The 17763-nt window shown below is 42.5% G+C and carries 13 protein-coding genes; 4 read left to right on the top strand and 9 right to left on the bottom strand.

Features of this window, described 5'->3' with window-relative positions; genetic code table 11:
• On the bottom strand, nt 1–849 hold an 849-nt coding region (locus IPJ09_14420; protein ID MBK7372607.1), incomplete at its 3' end, for an ATP-binding protein.
• Nucleotides 850–1005: 156 nt separating this feature from the next.
• Nucleotides 1006–2703, bottom strand: a complete 1698-nt coding sequence (ggt, locus tag IPJ09_14415; GenBank protein ID MBK7372606.1) for a gamma-glutamyltransferase — start codon at nt 2701–2703, stop codon at nt 1006–1008.
• A gap of 288 nt (nt 2704–2991) precedes the next feature.
• On the opposite strand from ggt, the gene IPJ09_14410 reads away from it, so the two are divergent.
• Both IPJ09_14410 and IPJ09_14405 read left to right on the top strand, forming a co-directional pair.
• A complete protein-coding gene (locus tag IPJ09_14410) occupies nt 2992–3324 on the top strand; it encodes a YegP family protein (GenBank protein ID MBK7372605.1) in 333 nt (110 codons plus the stop codon).
• A 102-nt stretch (nt 3325–3426) separates the two neighbouring features.
• Nucleotides 3427–4593, top strand: coding sequence for an HD domain-containing protein (locus IPJ09_14405; GenBank protein MBK7372604.1), 1167 nt, complete (start codon nt 3427–3429; stop codon nt 4591–4593).
• An 86-nt stretch (nt 4594–4679) separates the two neighbouring features.
• On the opposite strand, the gene IPJ09_14400 is transcribed toward IPJ09_14405, so the two are convergent.
• Nucleotides 4680–6908, bottom strand: a complete 2229-nt coding sequence (locus IPJ09_14400) for a radical SAM protein (GenBank protein ID MBK7372603.1) — start codon at nt 6906–6908, stop codon at nt 4680–4682.
• Nucleotides 6909–7122: 214 nt separating this feature from the next.
• Between IPJ09_14400 and IPJ09_14395 the strand changes: the two genes are divergently transcribed.
• On the top strand, nt 7123–7911 hold the full coding sequence (locus tag IPJ09_14395) for a hypothetical protein (protein ID MBK7372602.1): 789 nt from the start codon (nt 7123–7125) through the stop codon (nt 7909–7911).
• Between the two features lie 181 nt (nt 7912–8092).
• Here IPJ09_14395 and IPJ09_14390 read toward each other — a convergent pair whose 3' ends face one another.
• Nucleotides 8093–9484 (bottom strand): serine hydrolase, encoded by a 1392-nt coding sequence (locus tag IPJ09_14390; GenBank protein MBK7372601.1) that lies wholly within the window; start codon nt 9482–9484, stop codon nt 8093–8095.
• 218 nt (nt 9485–9702) lie between these two features.
• On the opposite strand from IPJ09_14390, the gene IPJ09_14385 reads away from it, so the two are divergent.
• The gene (locus IPJ09_14385) at nt 9703–11067 is read left to right on the top strand and encodes a GntP family permease (GenBank protein ID MBK7372600.1); all 1365 of its coding nucleotides are present in this window, start codon (nt 9703–9705) and stop codon (nt 11065–11067) included.
• A gap of 121 nt (nt 11068–11188) precedes the next feature.
• On the opposite strand, the gene IPJ09_14380 is transcribed toward IPJ09_14385, so the two are convergent.
• The 5 genes from IPJ09_14380 to IPJ09_14360 all read right to left on the bottom strand — a co-directional run bounded on the left by IPJ09_14380 (nt 11189) and on the right by IPJ09_14360 (nt 17621).
• Nucleotides 11189–12601, bottom strand: coding sequence for a glycoside hydrolase family 28 protein (locus IPJ09_14380; GenBank protein MBK7372599.1), 1413 nt, complete (start codon nt 12599–12601; stop codon nt 11189–11191).
• 32 nt (nt 12602–12633) lie between these two features.
• On the bottom strand, nt 12634–13563 hold the full coding sequence (locus IPJ09_14375) for a glycoside hydrolase family 43 protein (GenBank protein ID MBK7372598.1): 930 nt from the start codon (nt 13561–13563) through the stop codon (nt 12634–12636).
• A gap of 17 nt (nt 13564–13580) precedes the next feature.
• On the bottom strand, nt 13581–15083 hold the full coding sequence (locus IPJ09_14370; protein ID MBK7372597.1) for a M20/M25/M40 family metallo-hydrolase: 1503 nt from the start codon (nt 15081–15083) through the stop codon (nt 13581–13583).
• A 281-nt stretch (nt 15084–15364) separates the two neighbouring features.
• Nucleotides 15365–15943 carry a hypothetical protein gene (locus IPJ09_14365; GenBank protein ID MBK7372596.1) on the bottom strand — a complete coding sequence of 193 codons (579 nt, stop codon included), beginning with the start codon at nt 15941–15943 and terminating at the stop codon, nt 15365–15367.
• A gap of 25 nt (nt 15944–15968) precedes the next feature.
• A complete protein-coding gene (locus IPJ09_14360; protein MBK7372595.1) occupies nt 15969–17621 on the bottom strand; it encodes a beta-xylosidase in 1653 nt (550 codons plus the stop codon).
• Nucleotides 17622–17763 lie beyond the last annotated feature (142 nt).

Raw genomic sequence — 17763 nt, 5'->3', positions numbered from 1 at the left:
ATAAATTAGACCTGCACTTCTCAGCCATTCAAAAGACATCTCATAGGTACTTGCTCTCGCATTACTATTGACATCTTTGTACTTAAATTTTTTATTTTCTTTAGCTAGCTGATAAGGAATAGAGTTCCAGATTTCAGAAATTTTTAGAGATTGCGACTTGTCTGCATATTTCGAAAAGTCTCTTTGATACGATTTAAGGATCTCCATTTGAATCTGTCTCACCTGGCGTATATCTTTATTCGTGATATAGTCTTGAATCACCTCTGGCATACCTCCTAAAAACATATATCTTTTGAGCAGCTCGAGGAGTTTTTCGTGTAAAAAGTCAGGAATGGCCTCTAAGGAAGTATTTTTTATTACAAAGTCTAAAGCCATTTTTTCTCCAATAGCCTCTAAAAACTCAGAAAAGCTCAGTGGATACAGCGTTAAAAAATTTACCTTTCCAACCGGAAAACTACTTTGTTTCCCAATACTTACACCCAGTAGCGAACCAGCGGAAATGATATGATATTCAGGCGCTTTCTCTTGGAAGTATTTGAGGCTGGTCAACGCTTCAGTACATAGTTGTATTTCATCAAAACAAATCAAAGTATCCTCGGATACAATTTTCTTATTTAGCTTGAGACTAAGTTTTTCGATTAATTGTGCGGGATCTTTGTTTCCGCTGAAAATATTATTTAATTCAGGATCATCTTCAAAATTGAAGTAATAAAATTCTTTATATTCATGCGTTGCAAATTCTCTGATGAGCCATGTCTTACCAACCTGCCTTGCACCCTCCAAGAGCAAAGGTTTGCGGCTCTTGCTTTGTTTCCATTCCAGTAATTTTAAATAGCTATTTCGCTTCACTTATACCTTTGATTTGAACAAATTTAACATTTTTGTGTCAAAAAGTGTATAAGTAAGACAAATTTATGTGTCAAAAAATGTTTTATTTAACTAAAATAAGGTGTCAAAAAATGTAAAAAACGGCAAATTTATGTGTCAAAAAATGTAACCCTCCACTTAATAGCCCGCAGCCTGGCCATCTTTCCTGGACTCACTAGCCCCAAAATAAACCTTTCTGATCGGATCAAACCGAATGCACTGGTAGCCTCCGTAACCTCCCAGTCCATAGCCCACTTTGTGTCCCTTACGCATAAGCTCCCGAATCGTTTCATACGGAAATCCGGACTCCAGCATCACAGTACCGGACCCTTCCATTTTTTCTCCCGTAGGCTCTGAAGACCCGTCATGGTCTATACGCGGGGCATCGCCTGCTTCCTGTATGTTCATGCCGAAATCGACGACATCCATCACGATCTCTACATGACCCAGTGGCTGATACCCTCCGCCCATGACTCCAAAACTCATGATGGGCTGCCCATCTTTAGTCATGAAAGCAGGAATAATCGTGTGAAATGGCCTTTTATGAGGAGCATAGGTATTGTTTTGACCATCTGTGAGGCTATATAGCTCTCCACGATCCTGAAACATAAAACCAAGCCCGTCTGCCATCATACCTGAGCCAAAGCCCCTGTAATTACTTTGAATCAGCGATACCATATTACCATCCTTGTCGGCTACCGTCAGATAAATGGTATCCCCATCTTTGAGCGCAGGATTGCCGGCGTCGATGCGACTCAAAGCGCGATCAGGATTGATCAGTTTTCGTCTTTCATCAGCATATTCTTTTGAGATAAGGGATCGCACCGGGATCTTTACGAAGTCCATGTCTGAATAAAATTTGGCCCGATCTTCAAATACAATTTTTTTGGCCTCTACAAATAGATGAATATGCTCCGGACTACCCCAGGGAATTTTAGAAAAATCATAGCCTTCCAGGATATTGAGCATTTGGAGCGCAGCGATGCCCTGACCATTTGGAGGCAATTCCCAGACATCGTAACCGCGATAGTTGGTAGAGACTGGTTCTACCCAGGTACTGGTATGATCCGCCAGGTCTTTATAACTGAGATAGCCCCCTACTTTTTTAAAGAAAGCATCGATGGTTCTTGCGATCTCTCCTTTATAAAAAACATCCCGACCACCTTTAGCGATTTTCTCAAGTGTATTGGCCAGGTTGGGATTTTTAAAGATATCTCCTTTTTTAGGCACTTCACCATTGGGGTAATAATGTTCTTTGACATTGGGATACTGACCATAGATACGGGGTATGGCCCGCAATGATCCTGCGAGCTCATCATGCACCGGAAAACCATTCCGGGCATATTGAATGGCGTGACTCAAAATCCGCTCCATTGGCATGCTTCCAAATTTTTTATGTAGCTCAAACCAGCCATCGACACATCCGGGTACACTCACCGGCAATGGTCCGGTCGATGGGATATGGGTGAGTCCTCTTTTTTTGAATTCGGCCAATGTCAGCGAATACGGGGACCGACCTGATCCATTGAGTCCATATAGTTTTTTAGTTTTATTGTCCCAGACGATGGCAAAGATGTCTCCGCCTATACCGTTGACATGGGGCTCTACGACTCCTTCCATTGCATTGGCAGCGATCGCTGCATCGATGGCATTCCCACCGGCACGCAAGATCTCTATGCCGGCTTGGGTACTCAATGGATGGGAAGTACAGACCATTCCGTTTTGTGCGATGACTTCACTGCGCCCAGCCCAGGTCTTACCTGATATACGGTCCTGGCCAGAGGCTGAAACCAAAATCATCATTTGGCACAAGCTTAATAGAATAAGTTTTTTCATTTTTAAAAATTTGAGGATTGAATTTATTCAAATTATCCTGAATACAATTAATAAGACTCTTCAAGTCAAAGATAGGGAGGATACTCTGGGTGTAAATAAATGAAATAGCTTTTGTACTGGTCTGAGTACAAAAACTAAAATATTTTATGATTGAAGAATGGAATAGTTGGACAATTCCTTTAGATATTCCATCTTTGTAGGCAGTGGGGTCACGGATAAAGTATCTCGAATACTTCGATCGGATCTCCAATAATTAAATGTATTAATCTTACTTAAAAAAACAACAACATGGGTACTTTTGTCATCAAAACAAGAACTAACGGAGAATTCCAGTTTAACCTTCAGGCAGGAAATGGTCAAAACATTCTAAGCTCCGAAGGATATTCTGCTAAAAGCGGTTGCCTGAATGGTATTGAATCTGTCAAAAAGAATTCTCAAGACGATGCGAGATATGAAAAGAAGACTTCTACAAATGGCAAATTATATTTTAACCTAAAAGCTACTAATGGACAAGTGATTGGTGTCAGTGAAATGTATGAATCTGAATCAGGCAGGGACAACGGTATAGAATCCGTCAAAAAGAACGCCGCAGAAGCTTCCGTCAAAGATCAAACTGTCTAAGCACTGAATATTTTTCCAGTTTTGAGTGGCTGGGATAAGACTAAAATTAGTCAAAGTGGTATGATTTAAAGATATTTGTGGGATAAGCACCACTTACAAACCATGTCAGAAATAATACCTCTTGCTAAATCATATGTCCAACAATTATTAACGCAACTCCCTGAGTCTCATTATTACCATGATTGGAAGCATACACAGGAGGTGTATGATGAAGCTTCCCATTTGGGGGTAATGGCCAAACTATCTGAAGATCAGATGGAACAACTTCAATTAGCTGCCTTGTTTCACGATACCGGATTCGTCAAGTCGTACGAGGACCATGAGACCAATAGTAAAGCAATAGCCGCCGAATATCTGCAGAGCATTGATTATCCTCCGGTTCAGATCAGAATGATTCAAGAGGTGATTGAGGCAACCAGGATGCCACAGCAGCCTACTGATAAAGTTGGGGCACTTTTACAAGATGCTGATCTTGCTTCATTGGGTAGTACTACCTGGGAGACCAGGTCGGATCTGCTGAGAAAAGAACTCTTTGCCGTCCATCAAAAAGAATATACCGATGCCGAGTGGGTAAGGTACAATATGGATTTTTTCAAACAGACGGTCTATCAAACCATGGAGGGCAAGTCTAAATATGATGCTATCAAAGACCGCAACAGGGATGAACTCAAAGAAAAGAATAAGTCATTGAAAAAAGAGCAAATAAAGTCACTCATCAGCGGCAATCGGACTGCGGATATGCTTTTTAAAACTGCACTCAGAAATCACATCAGTCTGACCCAGATCGCAGATAATAAGGCCAATATCATGCTCACACTTAATGCACTGATACTCACGTTTGCCTTGCCCATCTTATTTAAATCGTCCTCTTCTTCTGACTATACCATTTATAGCATGATTATTACCGGGGTGGTGCTTGGAGTCGCTTGTGTGATCTCCATGATCTATGCGGCCCTGGCTACTCAACCAGGCAAATTCAAAGGCAAGTTTAACCTGGATGATATACAAGCAGGCAAGGGCAGTTTGTTTTTTTTCGGCAATTTTTATAATAGTTCGCTTAAAGAATATACCGAAGGAATGAAAACGGTCCTTGCCAAAGAAGAAGGACTCGATGACAGTGCGATCCTGGATCTTTATTTTCTTGGGAAATCTCTTGGGCGAAAATTTCATCTTTTGCGGATGTGTTATTCGTTTTTCCTGATTGGCATTATGGTATCAAGCGTTCTATTTGTTGCGGGATTTATAATTTCTTATCTGGTGCAGCATTAATAACTGCTGATTATTTCAGCCGACTTGACAGATCTCAAGGATTGTCCATTCCGAAAATTAACGGTTGATTACCAATCATAAATTTTCTATAATACCAACAAGCCAGCTGCCCTAAGCTTCTTTAATGATTCGCTTTCCCAATATTTTTCAAACGAATACGATCTGTTATTCTGCTCATCGTACATTTCCTTTAAATTTTTATATGTCATTGATCCTGAATTTTGGGGTGAAGTCAGCTTCAAAATCTCCACCAACCAGTCAGCTTGTTTTTTTTCTACATCAAACCGGGTCGTTTTTTGGTTTTCATGCACGGTCACTGTGACAAGATTATTTTGATCATCTGAAGAGACCTTGATCTCAGGAGTATTGCCGATCCATACAATCTTGCTGGAAGAGGTGAGTGTATCCCGTTCTTTTTCCAGCAATACATTTTTAATATAGGTTTTCTCTATTTTGTCCTTAGGTACTTTAAATTCAAACCAATCCTGCAATCTATAATCGAAGCAAAGGCCGTGCATGTAGTTGAGGATGGATTTTTTAAGGCCATAACTGAATGCATCATGATCGGTGCCGGTGGGGTCTTTAAATTCCAGATCATTGTTGGCGAAAGTACCCAAAGGTCGATCCGATTTTTGCACTTTAAATAAATCAGGATATAAACCAACCGGGCTGTGCACTGTCATGGCAAATTGATGCCAAAATCCTGATTGAATGATACCTGCTTCAAACATTTGTCGAACCATCTCCAGTGAATCGATCGTCTCCTGGGTGGTCTGCGTTGGAAAGCCATACATCAGGTAGGCATGGACCATGATACCACACTCAGTAAAATTGCGACATACCTGTGCTACCTGTGCGACAGTCACCCCTTTTTGTATCAGCTCCAGCAATCTGTCTGAAGCTACTTCTAACCCTCCGGACACGGCGATGCATCCGGATGCCTTGAGCAGTTTACAAAGATCGCGGTTAAAGCTTTTTTCAAATCGGATATTGGTCCACCAGGTGACATTTAATTTTCGTTTGAGTATCTCCAGCGCAAGGTCGCGCATGCGTGCGGGAGGAGCCGCTTCGTCTACGAAATGAAAGCCAGACTGACCTGTCTGACTGATCATCTCCTCCATTCTGTCACAGATTAGTTGCGCAGCCAGAGGTTCGAATACCTTGATATAGTCAAGAGAGGTATCGCAAAAAGTACATTTGCCCCAATAGCAACCATGAGCAAGGGTAAGTTTATTCCACCGCCCATCACTCCAGAGCCGATGCATAGGATTGACGATTTCGATGACCGAGATATAAGAATCTAATAAGAGATCACTGTAGTCTGGAGTGCCTGTTTGGGCTTGGGGGTAATCCGGAAGGGGTGAATTGTTCAAATACTCTACCTGTCCATCCACCAGCATAAAAGTGCGTTTAAAAAAATCCGATTCTAGAATGATATTTTTTCCAGGATCACTTTGTGACGGCAGTGTCGATACATAATTTACCAGGCATTCGAGAGGTCGTTCACCATCATCGAGGGTGATAAAATCAAAAAATTCAAAGACACGTGCATCGGACAAGGATCTTAATTCTGTATTGGCAAACCCACCACCCATAGCAATTTTTACTTCGGGATGATATTTTTTAATCCATTGAGCACATCGAAAAGCACTAAATAAATTTCCGGGAAAAGGCACAGATATGGCGACCAATTTGGGCGAAACTAAAGTCATTTTAATTTCCAATATCTTCACCAAAAGTAGATCGATATAGGAATACTCGTGTTGTAGAAGCTGATAGATTTCGTCAAAACTATTGGCTGACCTCCCCAATCGCTCCGCATAGCGGCTAAATCCAAAATGAGGATCTACGCACTCTTTGATCAAATCTGAGATGTCTTCGATATAGAGCGTAGCCAGGTGTTTGGCTTCATCTTGTGATCGCATGGATCCAAAGGTTTTACCGTGATAAGTCTCCAACTGCTCAAACCGCGAAGCCTCAGGCAAATACCCTTTCTGGCAGATCTGGTGTACCAGGGTGGCATTGTGACCTTGAAGGAATGATATCACCGAGTCAATGGTATGAATATATTGGTGCCGCATGCCGATGATGCGCAGTGCATTGTCTGAAAAGTCTACGGGATTTTTTTCGATATAAGCAAATAGATCTTCAAACCCTTTTTTAGAATACAATTCCAGGATCACTTCGATGCCCAGGTCTGCCTGACGACAAGCTATGGCTTTGGTGTTGAGAAATCCTTTGAGGTAGGCCGTAGCAGGATAGGGGGTATTGAGCTGGGTAAATGGAGGGGTGATAGCAAAAACAGTGGTATTCAAGTAAACCTGATTGTAGTGATTTGAGCCCATAAAGGTAGTGAAAATGCGTGCGGAATGAGTGAGACATTTGAAGGCATGCGGACTTCTTTGAAAGTAAGTGGTTGATTTTTTTAAATCTTAGCAATGATTTAACCAATCTGCTACTTGAAGATTTAGCGAACGGAATAATTTTTAAAGGCTACCAATAGTAAAAAAAATTCGTTTTAGTCTTTATATGAAATCAAATCTATATAACCGATGGTTTTCGGTACTTCTGGTATGCCTGTTGATTTTTGTTGTTTCAGGATGCTCTAAAGATGAAGGTGGAACTCAGGTGTCCCCGGATGAAATTCTGGGAGTGAAAGGGGATTTGACCGTACAATTCTCAGCTCGTTTTGGAACGGAACCATTTGCAGCAGCTAAAGGCTACGCCTATCAGGGAAAGCAAAAAGTGATGTTTTCAAAGGTAGAGTTTTACATCACAGATATCCAATTAGTGGGTACTAACAAGGCTGCTAGTGATCAGGCAGGTCTGATAAATCTCACCGGTTCCACTGAAGCATCCAAAAATATATCCCTGACGGGCCTGGCCAGCGGCCATTATACCGGAATCGAATTTACTTTGGGGGTGACCCCAGCTTTGAACAAAAAATCACCCAGGGATTTTCCGCCGTCTAATCCGCTTTCATTGTCCGGTGGCTTTTGGGAGGATTGGGGATCATACATTTTCACCCAGATTCTCGGATTAGTAGATCCGGAAGGGAGTGGTCATTTTACTAATGGCTTTGCTATCCAGACAGGCACTGATGAATGCAGCGTCAAGGTGACCATAGAAAAAGACATTACCATCAAGGAAAGTAAACCGGCGTCCATCACCCTGGATGTAGATGTATTACAATTTTTTAAACAAGGCAATACATATTATGATTTGATAGCCGATCCACTAAGTCATAATATTGGTGATCTCGGTTCCCTGCGATTATTTGCAGAGGCTATAGCTAAAGCGATCGTCGTCAAGCTATAAGTTAAGATTTGGATAAATGAAGGTGTCTTGATTTTGATCCAAATTAGAAAATTATTTTTTCTACCTAATATTAAGTTGCGTCCCCCCCCCACCGCTAAACTACACTCTAATTTGGGACATTCACCACAGGTTCCTAGCAAACCCCCCCCCCCCCCCCCCTTCACTTGCTCCCCACTTGCTTTCATTCAATTTTTTTCAATTCACCTTTCTGACCGGTATTTAAAAACCACGCCTTGGTCACTTTGCCTTCGGTATCCACTTCAAACTCTATCTGCCTGTCAGTACCATCACCATAAAAGAATTTTGTTTCAGATTCGGGGATAAGTTCGATATTACCCGTGCCTGGACGAGTCCGGAAGAGTTTACCATTTTCGACGATAAACTCCAGGGTCATAAAAGCAAAATACTTGCCGGCATACCGATCGATCAAGCCCGGTGGTAAGGTCACTGACTGGTGCTCATAGGGCATGACCAGTTCTTCTGCGGCCAGGATGGATTCAATGGCTGCTCTTATATTTCCATTGCTGGTTTGATTATTGGATAATACGATAATCGTCTCCTTCATGTCACTTCTGCGCACCAGCATCGTAGCATAGCCGGGCCACCCCCCCGTATGGGACACTACCTTGCCAACCGTTGTGAAAGGTTGCACCCGTACCCCGAAACCGTAGAAGGTGGTGGAGTCGCCAGGTGTAATACGCACGAGGGGTGCCATCATCTCATTAATCGATTTACTTTTGACCAGGGTATTGGAATCCAGCGCACGATCCCAGATCAATAAATCACCGGTGGTGGAATTGACACACCCGTCGCCAACTATACCATCCAGATAGTATACTTCATCATATGCTGCCAGACTATCCGGCAGCGTATACCGATGCAAACTATCTGAATAGACATAACCCAGGGCATAATTGTCTGGAATCACGCGGGCAGATCGCCTCGAATTATACACGAAGGTATGGTTCATGCCCAGCGGCTTAAAAATATTTTGGCTCATAAAATCATTGTAACGCATACCGGATACTTTTTCAATGATGAGGGCCAATAAGGCGTAACCGGTATTGCTGTATCTCCATTGACTGCCTGGCTCAAAAAATAACGTATCCCGATGTGCAGCCAGCATGGTCAGGACATCCTTATTATAAGCTATTTGATGGTGATCCCAGAACTTCTCAAATTGGTCTTCATAAGCAGGCAATCCCGAAGTGTGGGTCAATAAATGCCGGATCGTGATTCCATCATAGGGAAAATCCGGGAGGAACATTTTTATGTCGTCGACCAGGTCCAGCAGACTCCGGTCCCGGCAGATCAGGATACCCAAGGCTGTAAATTGCTTTGACACGGAGGCCAGTTCGAAAACTGTATTCTCATTTAAGGTCCGCTGGGTATTAAAGTCGGCATAGCCAAAAGACGCCTGATAGATCGGGACTCCACCTTTGGCGATCAATACATTTCCGTTAAAATGGTAATAATCGTGCTGACCTTTAAAAAACTGGCTGAGTAAGGATTTTTGATCTTGCTGTGCACCCAACAGGATGGGCAGAAAGAGAAGAATAAGAATTTTTTTCATTAGGAAAATATTGAACTTTTTAAATGGGCCTCAAAGATAAGGATTGTATTCCCACCGGGCATCTGTGTGTAATCCTATACGAACTATCAAACTGGAATACATTGATTTCAAAATGAGCTGGTAAGGTTAGAACATAAAAAATTGATTCAACTGAATAGAGACCTCTAAATATTTTCTATATTACCCTTGATTAAAACCCTTATTTAAAATTCCTTCTTATGCAATCCTCTCCTTACTGGCCTTTTGTGGTATTGTTCATTAGCATGGCCGCGGTGATCTACATGATTTCAAAACTGAAGATCCATGCCTTTATCGCGCTGATGGTAGCTGCCATGATCGTGGGTTTATTTTCATATCATATTGCTGCTATGGATGGAGTCAATCATCTCATCAAATCCATCGAGTTGCCCATGGTCGAATTTGGCAATACAGCCGGTAAGATCGCCTGGGTGATCGCACTTGCGTCAGTGATCGGTACAGCTATGTTGGAGTCCGGAGCTGCTGAAAGAATGGTCAATGCGATCATCTCTCTGCTAGGAGAAAAAAGAGCTCCTATCGCTTTATTGATCAGTGGATTTATTCTTTCAATTCCCATTTTTTTTGACACGGTATTTTTTCTAATGATTCCACTGGCTATCGCTTTGGTCAAAAAGACCGGCAAAGACTACCTCTTATATATCCTGGCGATCAGTGGCGGAGCCCTGGTCACCCACTGCCTCGTACCACCTACTCCAGGACCGCTGATCATGGCAGAAAACATGAAGATCGACCTGGGAGTCACGATTATGGCAGGTTTGGCCTTGGGTTTGATCCCGGCATGGGGAGTGTATAAGGTAGCACAGTATAGAAATAAAAAGTTTGTCTTACCGCTGCGGGTAGCCGGTGATCAAAGTTCCGTCACTACTGCTGTGCCCAGCTTGTTTTATTCAATCATCCCAGTCATGCTGCCCTTGGTATTGATCAGTATGTCCTCTGTTGCCGATATCCTGATGCAGGGAACCAAGCCAAACTGGATTTCCTTTTTGGGGAATAAAAATGTTGCTATGACGATCGGTACAGCAATGGCGCTATGGGTCTGGGCCAAACAAAAAAATTATTCAGGATCTCAACTTTGGGACGCCTGCGCCAAACCGCTGGAGATCGCCGGTATCATCATCCTCATCACTTCTGCTGGTGGTGCTTTCGGAGCCATGCTGGGACACAGTGGCATCGGAGCAGCTATCAAAGAGCTCACCAGCCATTTCAGCATCCACTACGTATTATTAGCCTGGCTCATCGCAGCGATCATGAAGGTAGCGCAGGGATCCAGCACAGTAGCGATGATCACTACCTCGAGTATCATGTACGCATTGATCCAAAGTGGCGATGCTTTGGCCTACCATCCTGTATACATCTTGATGGCGATAGGATTTGGTAGTTTGTTCGTGCCGTGGATGAATGACAGTGGATTTTGGGTGGTATCCAGGATGTCTGGTATGACTCCAGATGAAGCATTGAAAAACTTTAGTGTGACAGTGGGCAGTTTGGCTGTGATGGGATTGGTAGAGATACTGATCTTATCCACGGTTTTGCCTTTTGCTTAGACTCCTTTCACAGAGTCGATAATATTGCTACTCATAAGTTATGAGATTTTGTTTAATCTTTCTGTTTCTCATACGTAGAGAAATTGAGACTAATAAACTTTTTAAGGTGATGAATATAATTTTAATTCAATCGCTCTTGCTCTGCTAGTGAACTAGCCTTTTGTACTGGAGGTTTGGCAGAAAGAGAAATATTAAAATTATTAAATTTCCATTCATCTATATATTCCAGATCACCGATTGAGGCTGCACTGATCATACTGTTTGTAAAATTAAAATTGGATAAAGTAGACTGTTGTAATCCTGTCACTTCAAATACTTTTTTAGAGTTGGTAGCCTGGAGATTAGATACGAATATATTTTTTGCTGCAGGAATTCCTTTTGATTCCGGTTCTACTTTATGCAGCATGACTTTCCACAGCTCAGGGATAGAATCATAAATATATCCATCAGGAAGCAGAGAATAACTGAAAGCCGGATACCAGTTGAGATTAAACTGAAACACATTGATAGTGGAATCGAGTTCTGAGTTTTGAAAATATATATTCTCCAAAGTACCTCCCCGGGTAGTCGCTGATTTGATACGAAGACCATTGTCCGTATGTCTGGCCGACAAATCTGTAGCGAGGATATTTCTGATACCACCTGCGGTTTCACTACCCAGGGTCACCAGACCTGCTCCTCTTCTGGCTATGCATTTACGGATCACCACATACTCTGTGGGTCTGTTGACCCGCAAGCCGTCCCAATCTCTTCCAGCTTTTAAACAAAAATTGTCATCATTGCAGTCAATATCACAGTTTTGGATCAATACCCAACTGGATGAATCCACATCAATGCCGTCTGTCGAAGGTCCACTACCATCTTCATTGTTTTTGATCACCAAACCATCGACAGTCAGGTGATGGGAATACAATAACTGGACTGTCCAGAATCCTGCATTTTTAAAGGTCAGTCCTTTGAGCGTCACATCCGAAGCGTTTTGTACCAACAGTGTTCTCACCCGTTTGGCATCATAATCCACAATCCATCTTAGTCCCTTTGCTACGTACTCTTCACGCATCTTCCAGTACTTGTTCCAGCAAAATTTGCCTCTGGCATTGACAATTCCTTCGCCGGTGACTGCGACATTCTGAGCGTCTATTACATTGATCAAGGCTGCAGGCCAGGTAGTTTCTATCCCTGCTATTCTGGTTTTTATCTCCGGATAGTCATCAAAATCCTGAGACCCCAGTAGGAGCACCTCTCTGTCTATCCTGAGATGCACATTTGACTTTATAAATATCGAGCCGGTGACATATACTCCGGGTGAAAATGTCACTATGCCTCCTCCTGCGAGCGCGCATGCATCGATGGCATCCTGTATATCTTTAGTCACTGTTTTGGAGGAATCACCAGATGCTTTGACTAAAAATGTTTTTTCAGTTTTGGGAAATCGTTGAGCACCTACTTTTATTGCCCAATCCAATTCCTTTGTTTGATCACATGCCTGGATCATAATAAATATAGAAAGTATTAAAATTATTCGTGTCAGCATATATGATATTTAAGCAGTAAGAATATTAAAAATCATTTAGGCAACCGTTTAAACTCTTCCTGGGTGATCATGAATACGGTACCATGCCGGGTCCCTCCGGGGAAACTCACTTTTTCTGATATATCGGTCCAGTGGATCAAGTCATTCGAAGTGACAGCGCCATATTTGTGCTCAGTATACTTATCAAAATACACTACCCAATCATCCCCAACTTTGATCGCGGAGGGTCCTTCCGCCCAATAATGACCAGTGATAGGTGATGATGCGAAGCTGTAATTTTTTGAAAGCTTATTACTTGTGGCTGTACGAATATTTTTTTGCGGCGGTGTCCTGGTCTCGTCTTTTAAAAACATGGTGTACTGTTTGCCGATTTTATGAATGGTAGCATCTATCACATTGAAGCCTCTGTCATACAATAATCTGGTTTTGCTGAACTTCTTAAAATCTTTTGTGACTACGTAGTAGAGCCGATGATTGTATTTACTGTCTCCGGATATATCTCCCTGGCTAAACCGACCGGGAATAGTAGTCGACCAGTAGATCATATATTGTTTTTTGCGCTCATCATAAGTGATCTCGGGAGCCCAACAGTTTCTGGCTGCCACTTCCTGTTCCATCACCGGTATATATTGTTGCTCACTCCAGTGGATAAGATCCGGAGAAGATGCATACCCGATGCCTTTAGCATTCCAGCTCACTGTCCACACCATATGAAACTTAAGGTCTGCTCCGCGGATGATGCAGGGGTCCCGCATGAGTTGGTCTTTGCTGATGACCGGGGTCAAAAATGAACTGTCCTGTTTTAGTGCAGTGTACGTATATCCATCATGACTATATGCCAGATGCAGTCCATCCTGCCCATTGTCTTTAAAATAAGAGAACATATATATTGGCTGCTGAGCCTGGCTGCTGACTCCACCCAGTATACATAAAATGGTTATCGTAAAGTTTTTCACCCTCATTTATTTTCAGTCAAGGCTTAGTTTTGAATCGATTCGGTCAGTATGCCCACGCAGGTTTGTATGCCTTCCAGAAAATTGCCCACACGAATGTTTTCATCCGGACTATGGATATTATTGTCGGGGTTGGGTATGCGTACTGACACAGCCGGCAGATCAAGGGTGGTGATAAACGGGGAGATCGGTTGCGAACCTCCGGTGGTACGCATTCTCACTGGTTTTTTTCCAAAGGTCCTGGTCAGGGCACCGGTGAGCCATATATCAATGGGGGAATTATATGGGGTTCGATATGCTTTGTATCCAACTTTAGATTTGAAGGAAATGAGTTTGTCATATTTAGCTCTCTCGTCTACCGTAGGAGCTCCATCGACAAAGTGATATCCCAGGTCTGCAATATATTTTCTGATCAACTCTATCATATGATCACCATCAGACTCAGGTACCAACCTGATATCGAGCTCAGCTAATGCTTCCGAAGGTATGATCGTGCGGGACTCATCGCCTACCCAGGCTGCCTGAAGACCTCTGACATTTAAAGTGGGATATGCCAGTGCCTCCTGGTAGGTGCCCCCTATTTTCTCAGGACTGGATATGCCCAGTTCTGCCACGATTTCATGTTGATCTTCCGGGACATCATTCATGATCGTTTTATCAGATTCACTCAGGGTGATACCATCATAATATCCGGGTATGGTGACCCGACCATCTTCATCTTTCATGCCTGCCAGTATCCTCGACAATCCAAATACCGGGTTAGGAGCATAATTGCCGTATTGACCACTGTGCAGGGGGACGAATCCGCCAAATACTTTTAAAGAAACAGTAGCTATACCCCGGGCACCAAACATGAGAGTAGGCTCATTGGACAAATGCCGGGTGCCATCCATGACTACCAGCATATCGGCAGCAAGTTTTTCTTTGAATTGCATGACTACCTTTGGCAACTGAGGTGAACTCATCTCTTCCTGAAAGTCCATGATCACCTTGATATTAAAATCAGGTTTGATCGTTTGTTCGTTCATGATATCCAGGGCTGCCATAAAAGCCATTGCAGGTCCCTTGGAATCTGAGGATGATCTGGCAAATATTTTCCAGGTGGGATTGATCTCTTTGGCCAATAAATTCCAATCGATGATATGCCACAGGCCATCTGCATTCGATTCTTTTAATACTGCCTGGAATGGATCCGGCTGTGACCACTTGGCAGGATCGACAGGCTGACCATCGATCTGTAAATAAAATAATACTGTCTTCTTATTGCCGGCAAAGTTGCGCTGAGCCAGGACAAATGGAACTCCACCACTTTCAATGACTTCGGTGCTAAATTTTCTTTTATTGAATGCCTTGACACACCACTGGAGATTAGTCTGGATCTGATCCGGATAGTGACCATCATTGTGCAGGCTCAAAAATTCTCTGTATTCAGGAATGATCTTGTGAAATTGTACTCTGGAAAGTTGTTCTATTTTTTGTTTGGTGAAGGTCTGTGCAGAGGTTGGAGAATAAATGGCATTACTAACCATGCCTAGTAATAAAAAATAAATGTATCGATTCATTTCAATTAGGTGTATTATTGGGTAAAAGATAAAAGTATCGTTTATTATCCATTTCTATTTTGTTCACCCTAGCCCAGCTGATGCCTGCAACTGTACAATAGAGATTATTAATTGCTTTTTTCTATTTCTACTGCATATACATTGGTCGTACCTTCAAAATTGGCTCTGAAGATTACCTGTTTTTCATCAGGACTAAAATGCACTTTAGGTTCTAAACTGTACCGATGGTGTTTCATAAATAATAAGCTTTAGCAGGCATTAGATTTAAACAATTCTTTTTCCTGGTCACTGGATTTGGCTCCAGCCAGCAAGGTCCCATCAGTGTTGATACAAGTGATATTTGCTTTAAAATCATCCGGGAAAACATAGATCAGTGTTTCTTTTTTTGTATATATATTGACACTAAACACAGAATCCATCACCTGATAAAAAACCTCTTTTCTCACCGTCGAAACAATCTCTCCATTCATCGCAGCCGCATGATGCGTGAGTTGTTCGATCTGAAGGGTCGATAGATCCACGAGATACAATTGTTTGTCCTTACCATTGATATTAGAAGTCTCCTGTTTGGCTGCTTTGTCAGCCTCAGGTTGTGGGGCCATATTGTAAAAAACCATTTTATTATCTACAAATGGATTGTTGTGAAAATAAAAACCCATATTGTCACCGGGCTGCCCGGTCAGCCTGATTATTTTGTGGTGCGTTTCCTGGTCTATCCATTCGTTTGGCATGTTATGGCCACCTGTCTCCAGGATTGGCTGGGCGGCAATCCTTCCTGTCGAAAGAAAAACTATTAGATGATATAAAACGTATTTTTTATTCCACATAAAATCAATGCTTAGTACCTTTAAGTTAATTCAATTTCAATAAGGAAACTCCTTGTCTTGGTAAAGTAATTTTTATTTGCACCTTGCCTTTAGGGGTCTTAAGTTTATATGGATTTCCTATAGCGCTCAGCATGCCTGCTTTTTCCAGCAAAGCGATCTGGTCGGGACTCGGATTTTGTGGCGAACCCATTTTCTTCCACACTTCATACGAGTTGCAATGCTCCTGATCTATTCGATATTCTGTCAGGGTCACAGATCTTCTTCGCAGTCCATCTACATTGATCATTATTTCTTCCGGAGCTTGCAATTTGTCTGCATCGTGATAGTTCCAGACCATGATGGTAGTAGATTTTTTATATTTCGCAGCGAGCCCTCCTATATCCGGTAGAGCTCGTGCACTGGAATCAACAAATGTTTTGAGATCTAACATACGATTGCCGACTACCTGTACCCGTTTTCCTTTCATCATGCCAAACATCCTGAATACATTGAGCACCGGCTTATCGACTCCATTGGTAGCCAGATCGCGGAATCCTGCAAACCAGGGTTGGTTTTCAAATTCAAAAGACCAGGAGACAGCTCCGATCAGGTTGACTTTGTATTGATCTGCCAATAAAAATTTTCGTGCGAAGGAGGCTGCTGTATAACTGGAGTACATCGTCCCGTTGCGATAGGCATTTTCAGGATTGGTGCTCATCCCACAGGCGGCGCATCCTTCCGGATCTGATTCTCCGATGACCAGCGGGATGTTTTTTAAAGATGGAAATTCATTGACTGTATTCATCGCATCCCTGATGTTGCGCATCTGCGCCCCAACATTCATGACGACAGTTCCATCAATTACTTTTGGCTGACCTTTGGCATGAAACAACACCATATCGAGGGGTGAACCTTTTTGGCCAGTAGCATAATTGATACCCTGAAGACAATGCTCTATAAACGCATGGAGAAATTTTGACCCACCTCCGGTGATATCACAGCCACCGATTCGTGCGGTCGGCAATGCTTTTTTCAAACCATCGGCTGCATAGTCATATGTTTTTAAAAATTCTTCCTGGGTTCCTTGCCAGTAACCAATGTTGGGTTCGTTCCACACTTCCCAATACCAGCTTTCAACTTCTTTTTTTCCATATCGTTCTACACAATGGTGGACCCATTGGAAGATGAGCTCCCGCCATTTGTTATAATCATTTGGAGGATAAGCCCAACCGGTAAAAACCTCTTTGTAAGATATACCCGGCTTCCAATAATGACGATAAGGCTCCGGCTTGGAAGAAAGTGCCTCAGGCATAAACCCGATCTGTGCCAATGGTTTCATGCCCCGATCAATATAGGTATCAAAAATACTGTCTACGATGGTCCAGTTGTATACAGGCTTGCCTTGCTCGTCCTCCGTATAGGCATTGGTAGAGCCCCATTTTAACGCAGCGATGCCATTGCCGGAAGTCAATAGATTGTGCGCGCGTACATATACCGGTACCGGACTGAGGGCTGCGAGCTCTGATAATAATTTTTTTCCATCTTTCATATAAGTATAGTTGGGCTCATCGTATCCAAACCAGGCCCAAATGGGGGTCATATCGCCGGTGACTTTATGTAAATCTATTTTCAAACTGGCAGTTTGAGCAGAGACGATATAGGAAAAGAACACATATAGGATAGTCGGAAATAATTTCATCCTTGCAATGTAAAAAGAAACTACGGTTTCATTTGGGTTGTAGCAGAAGTCAAATTTCGAGCGCAGCATGATTTGTTAGCTTTTGACTTCTTTGTGCATAGGCTTCATTAGGTTAAAGAAGTTCCCATCAACACAGCACAAT

The sequence above is a fragment of the Saprospiraceae bacterium genome (assembly GCA_016709995.1).
Lineage (GTDB): Bacteria > Bacteroidota > Bacteroidia > Chitinophagales > Saprospiraceae > JADJLQ01.
This window is presented reverse-complemented; position numbering and strand designations above follow the sequence as displayed.

Bases quoted from the DNA above. Each gene is read 5' to 3' on its own strand.
- IPJ09_14370 (MBK7372597.1), bottom strand. From the start codon at position 15,083: ATGGTTAGTAATGCCATTTATTCTCCAACCTCTGCACAGACCTTCACC.
- IPJ09_14405 (MBK7372604.1), top strand. From the start codon at position 3,427: ATGTCAGAAATAATACCTCTTGCTAAATCATATGTCCAACAATTATTA.
- IPJ09_14390 (MBK7372601.1), bottom strand. From the start codon at position 9,484: ATGAAAAAAATTCTTATTCTTCTCTTTCTGCCCATCCTGTTGGGTGCA.
- IPJ09_14375 (MBK7372598.1), bottom strand. From the start codon at position 13,563: ATGAGGGTGAAAAACTTTACGATAACCATTTTATGTATACTGGGTGGA.
- IPJ09_14395 (MBK7372602.1), top strand. From the start codon at position 7,123: ATGAAATCAAATCTATATAACCGATGGTTTTCGGTACTTCTGGTATGC.
- IPJ09_14410 (MBK7372605.1), top strand. From the start codon at position 2,992: ATGGGTACTTTTGTCATCAAAACAAGAACTAACGGAGAATTCCAGTTT.
- IPJ09_14365 (MBK7372596.1), bottom strand. From the start codon at position 15,943: ATGTGGAATAAAAAATACGTTTTATATCATCTAATAGTTTTTCTTTCG.
- IPJ09_14360 (MBK7372595.1), bottom strand. From the start codon at position 17,621: ATGAAATTATTTCCGACTATCCTATATGTGTTCTTTTCCTATATCGTC.
- ggt (MBK7372606.1), bottom strand. From the start codon at position 2,703: ATGAAAAAACTTATTCTATTAAGCTTGTGCCAAATGATGATTTTGGTT.
- IPJ09_14385 (MBK7372600.1), top strand. From the start codon at position 9,703: ATGCAATCCTCTCCTTACTGGCCTTTTGTGGTATTGTTCATTAGCATG.
- IPJ09_14380 (MBK7372599.1), bottom strand. From the start codon at position 12,601: ATGCTGACACGAATAATTTTAATACTTTCTATATTTATTATGATCCAG.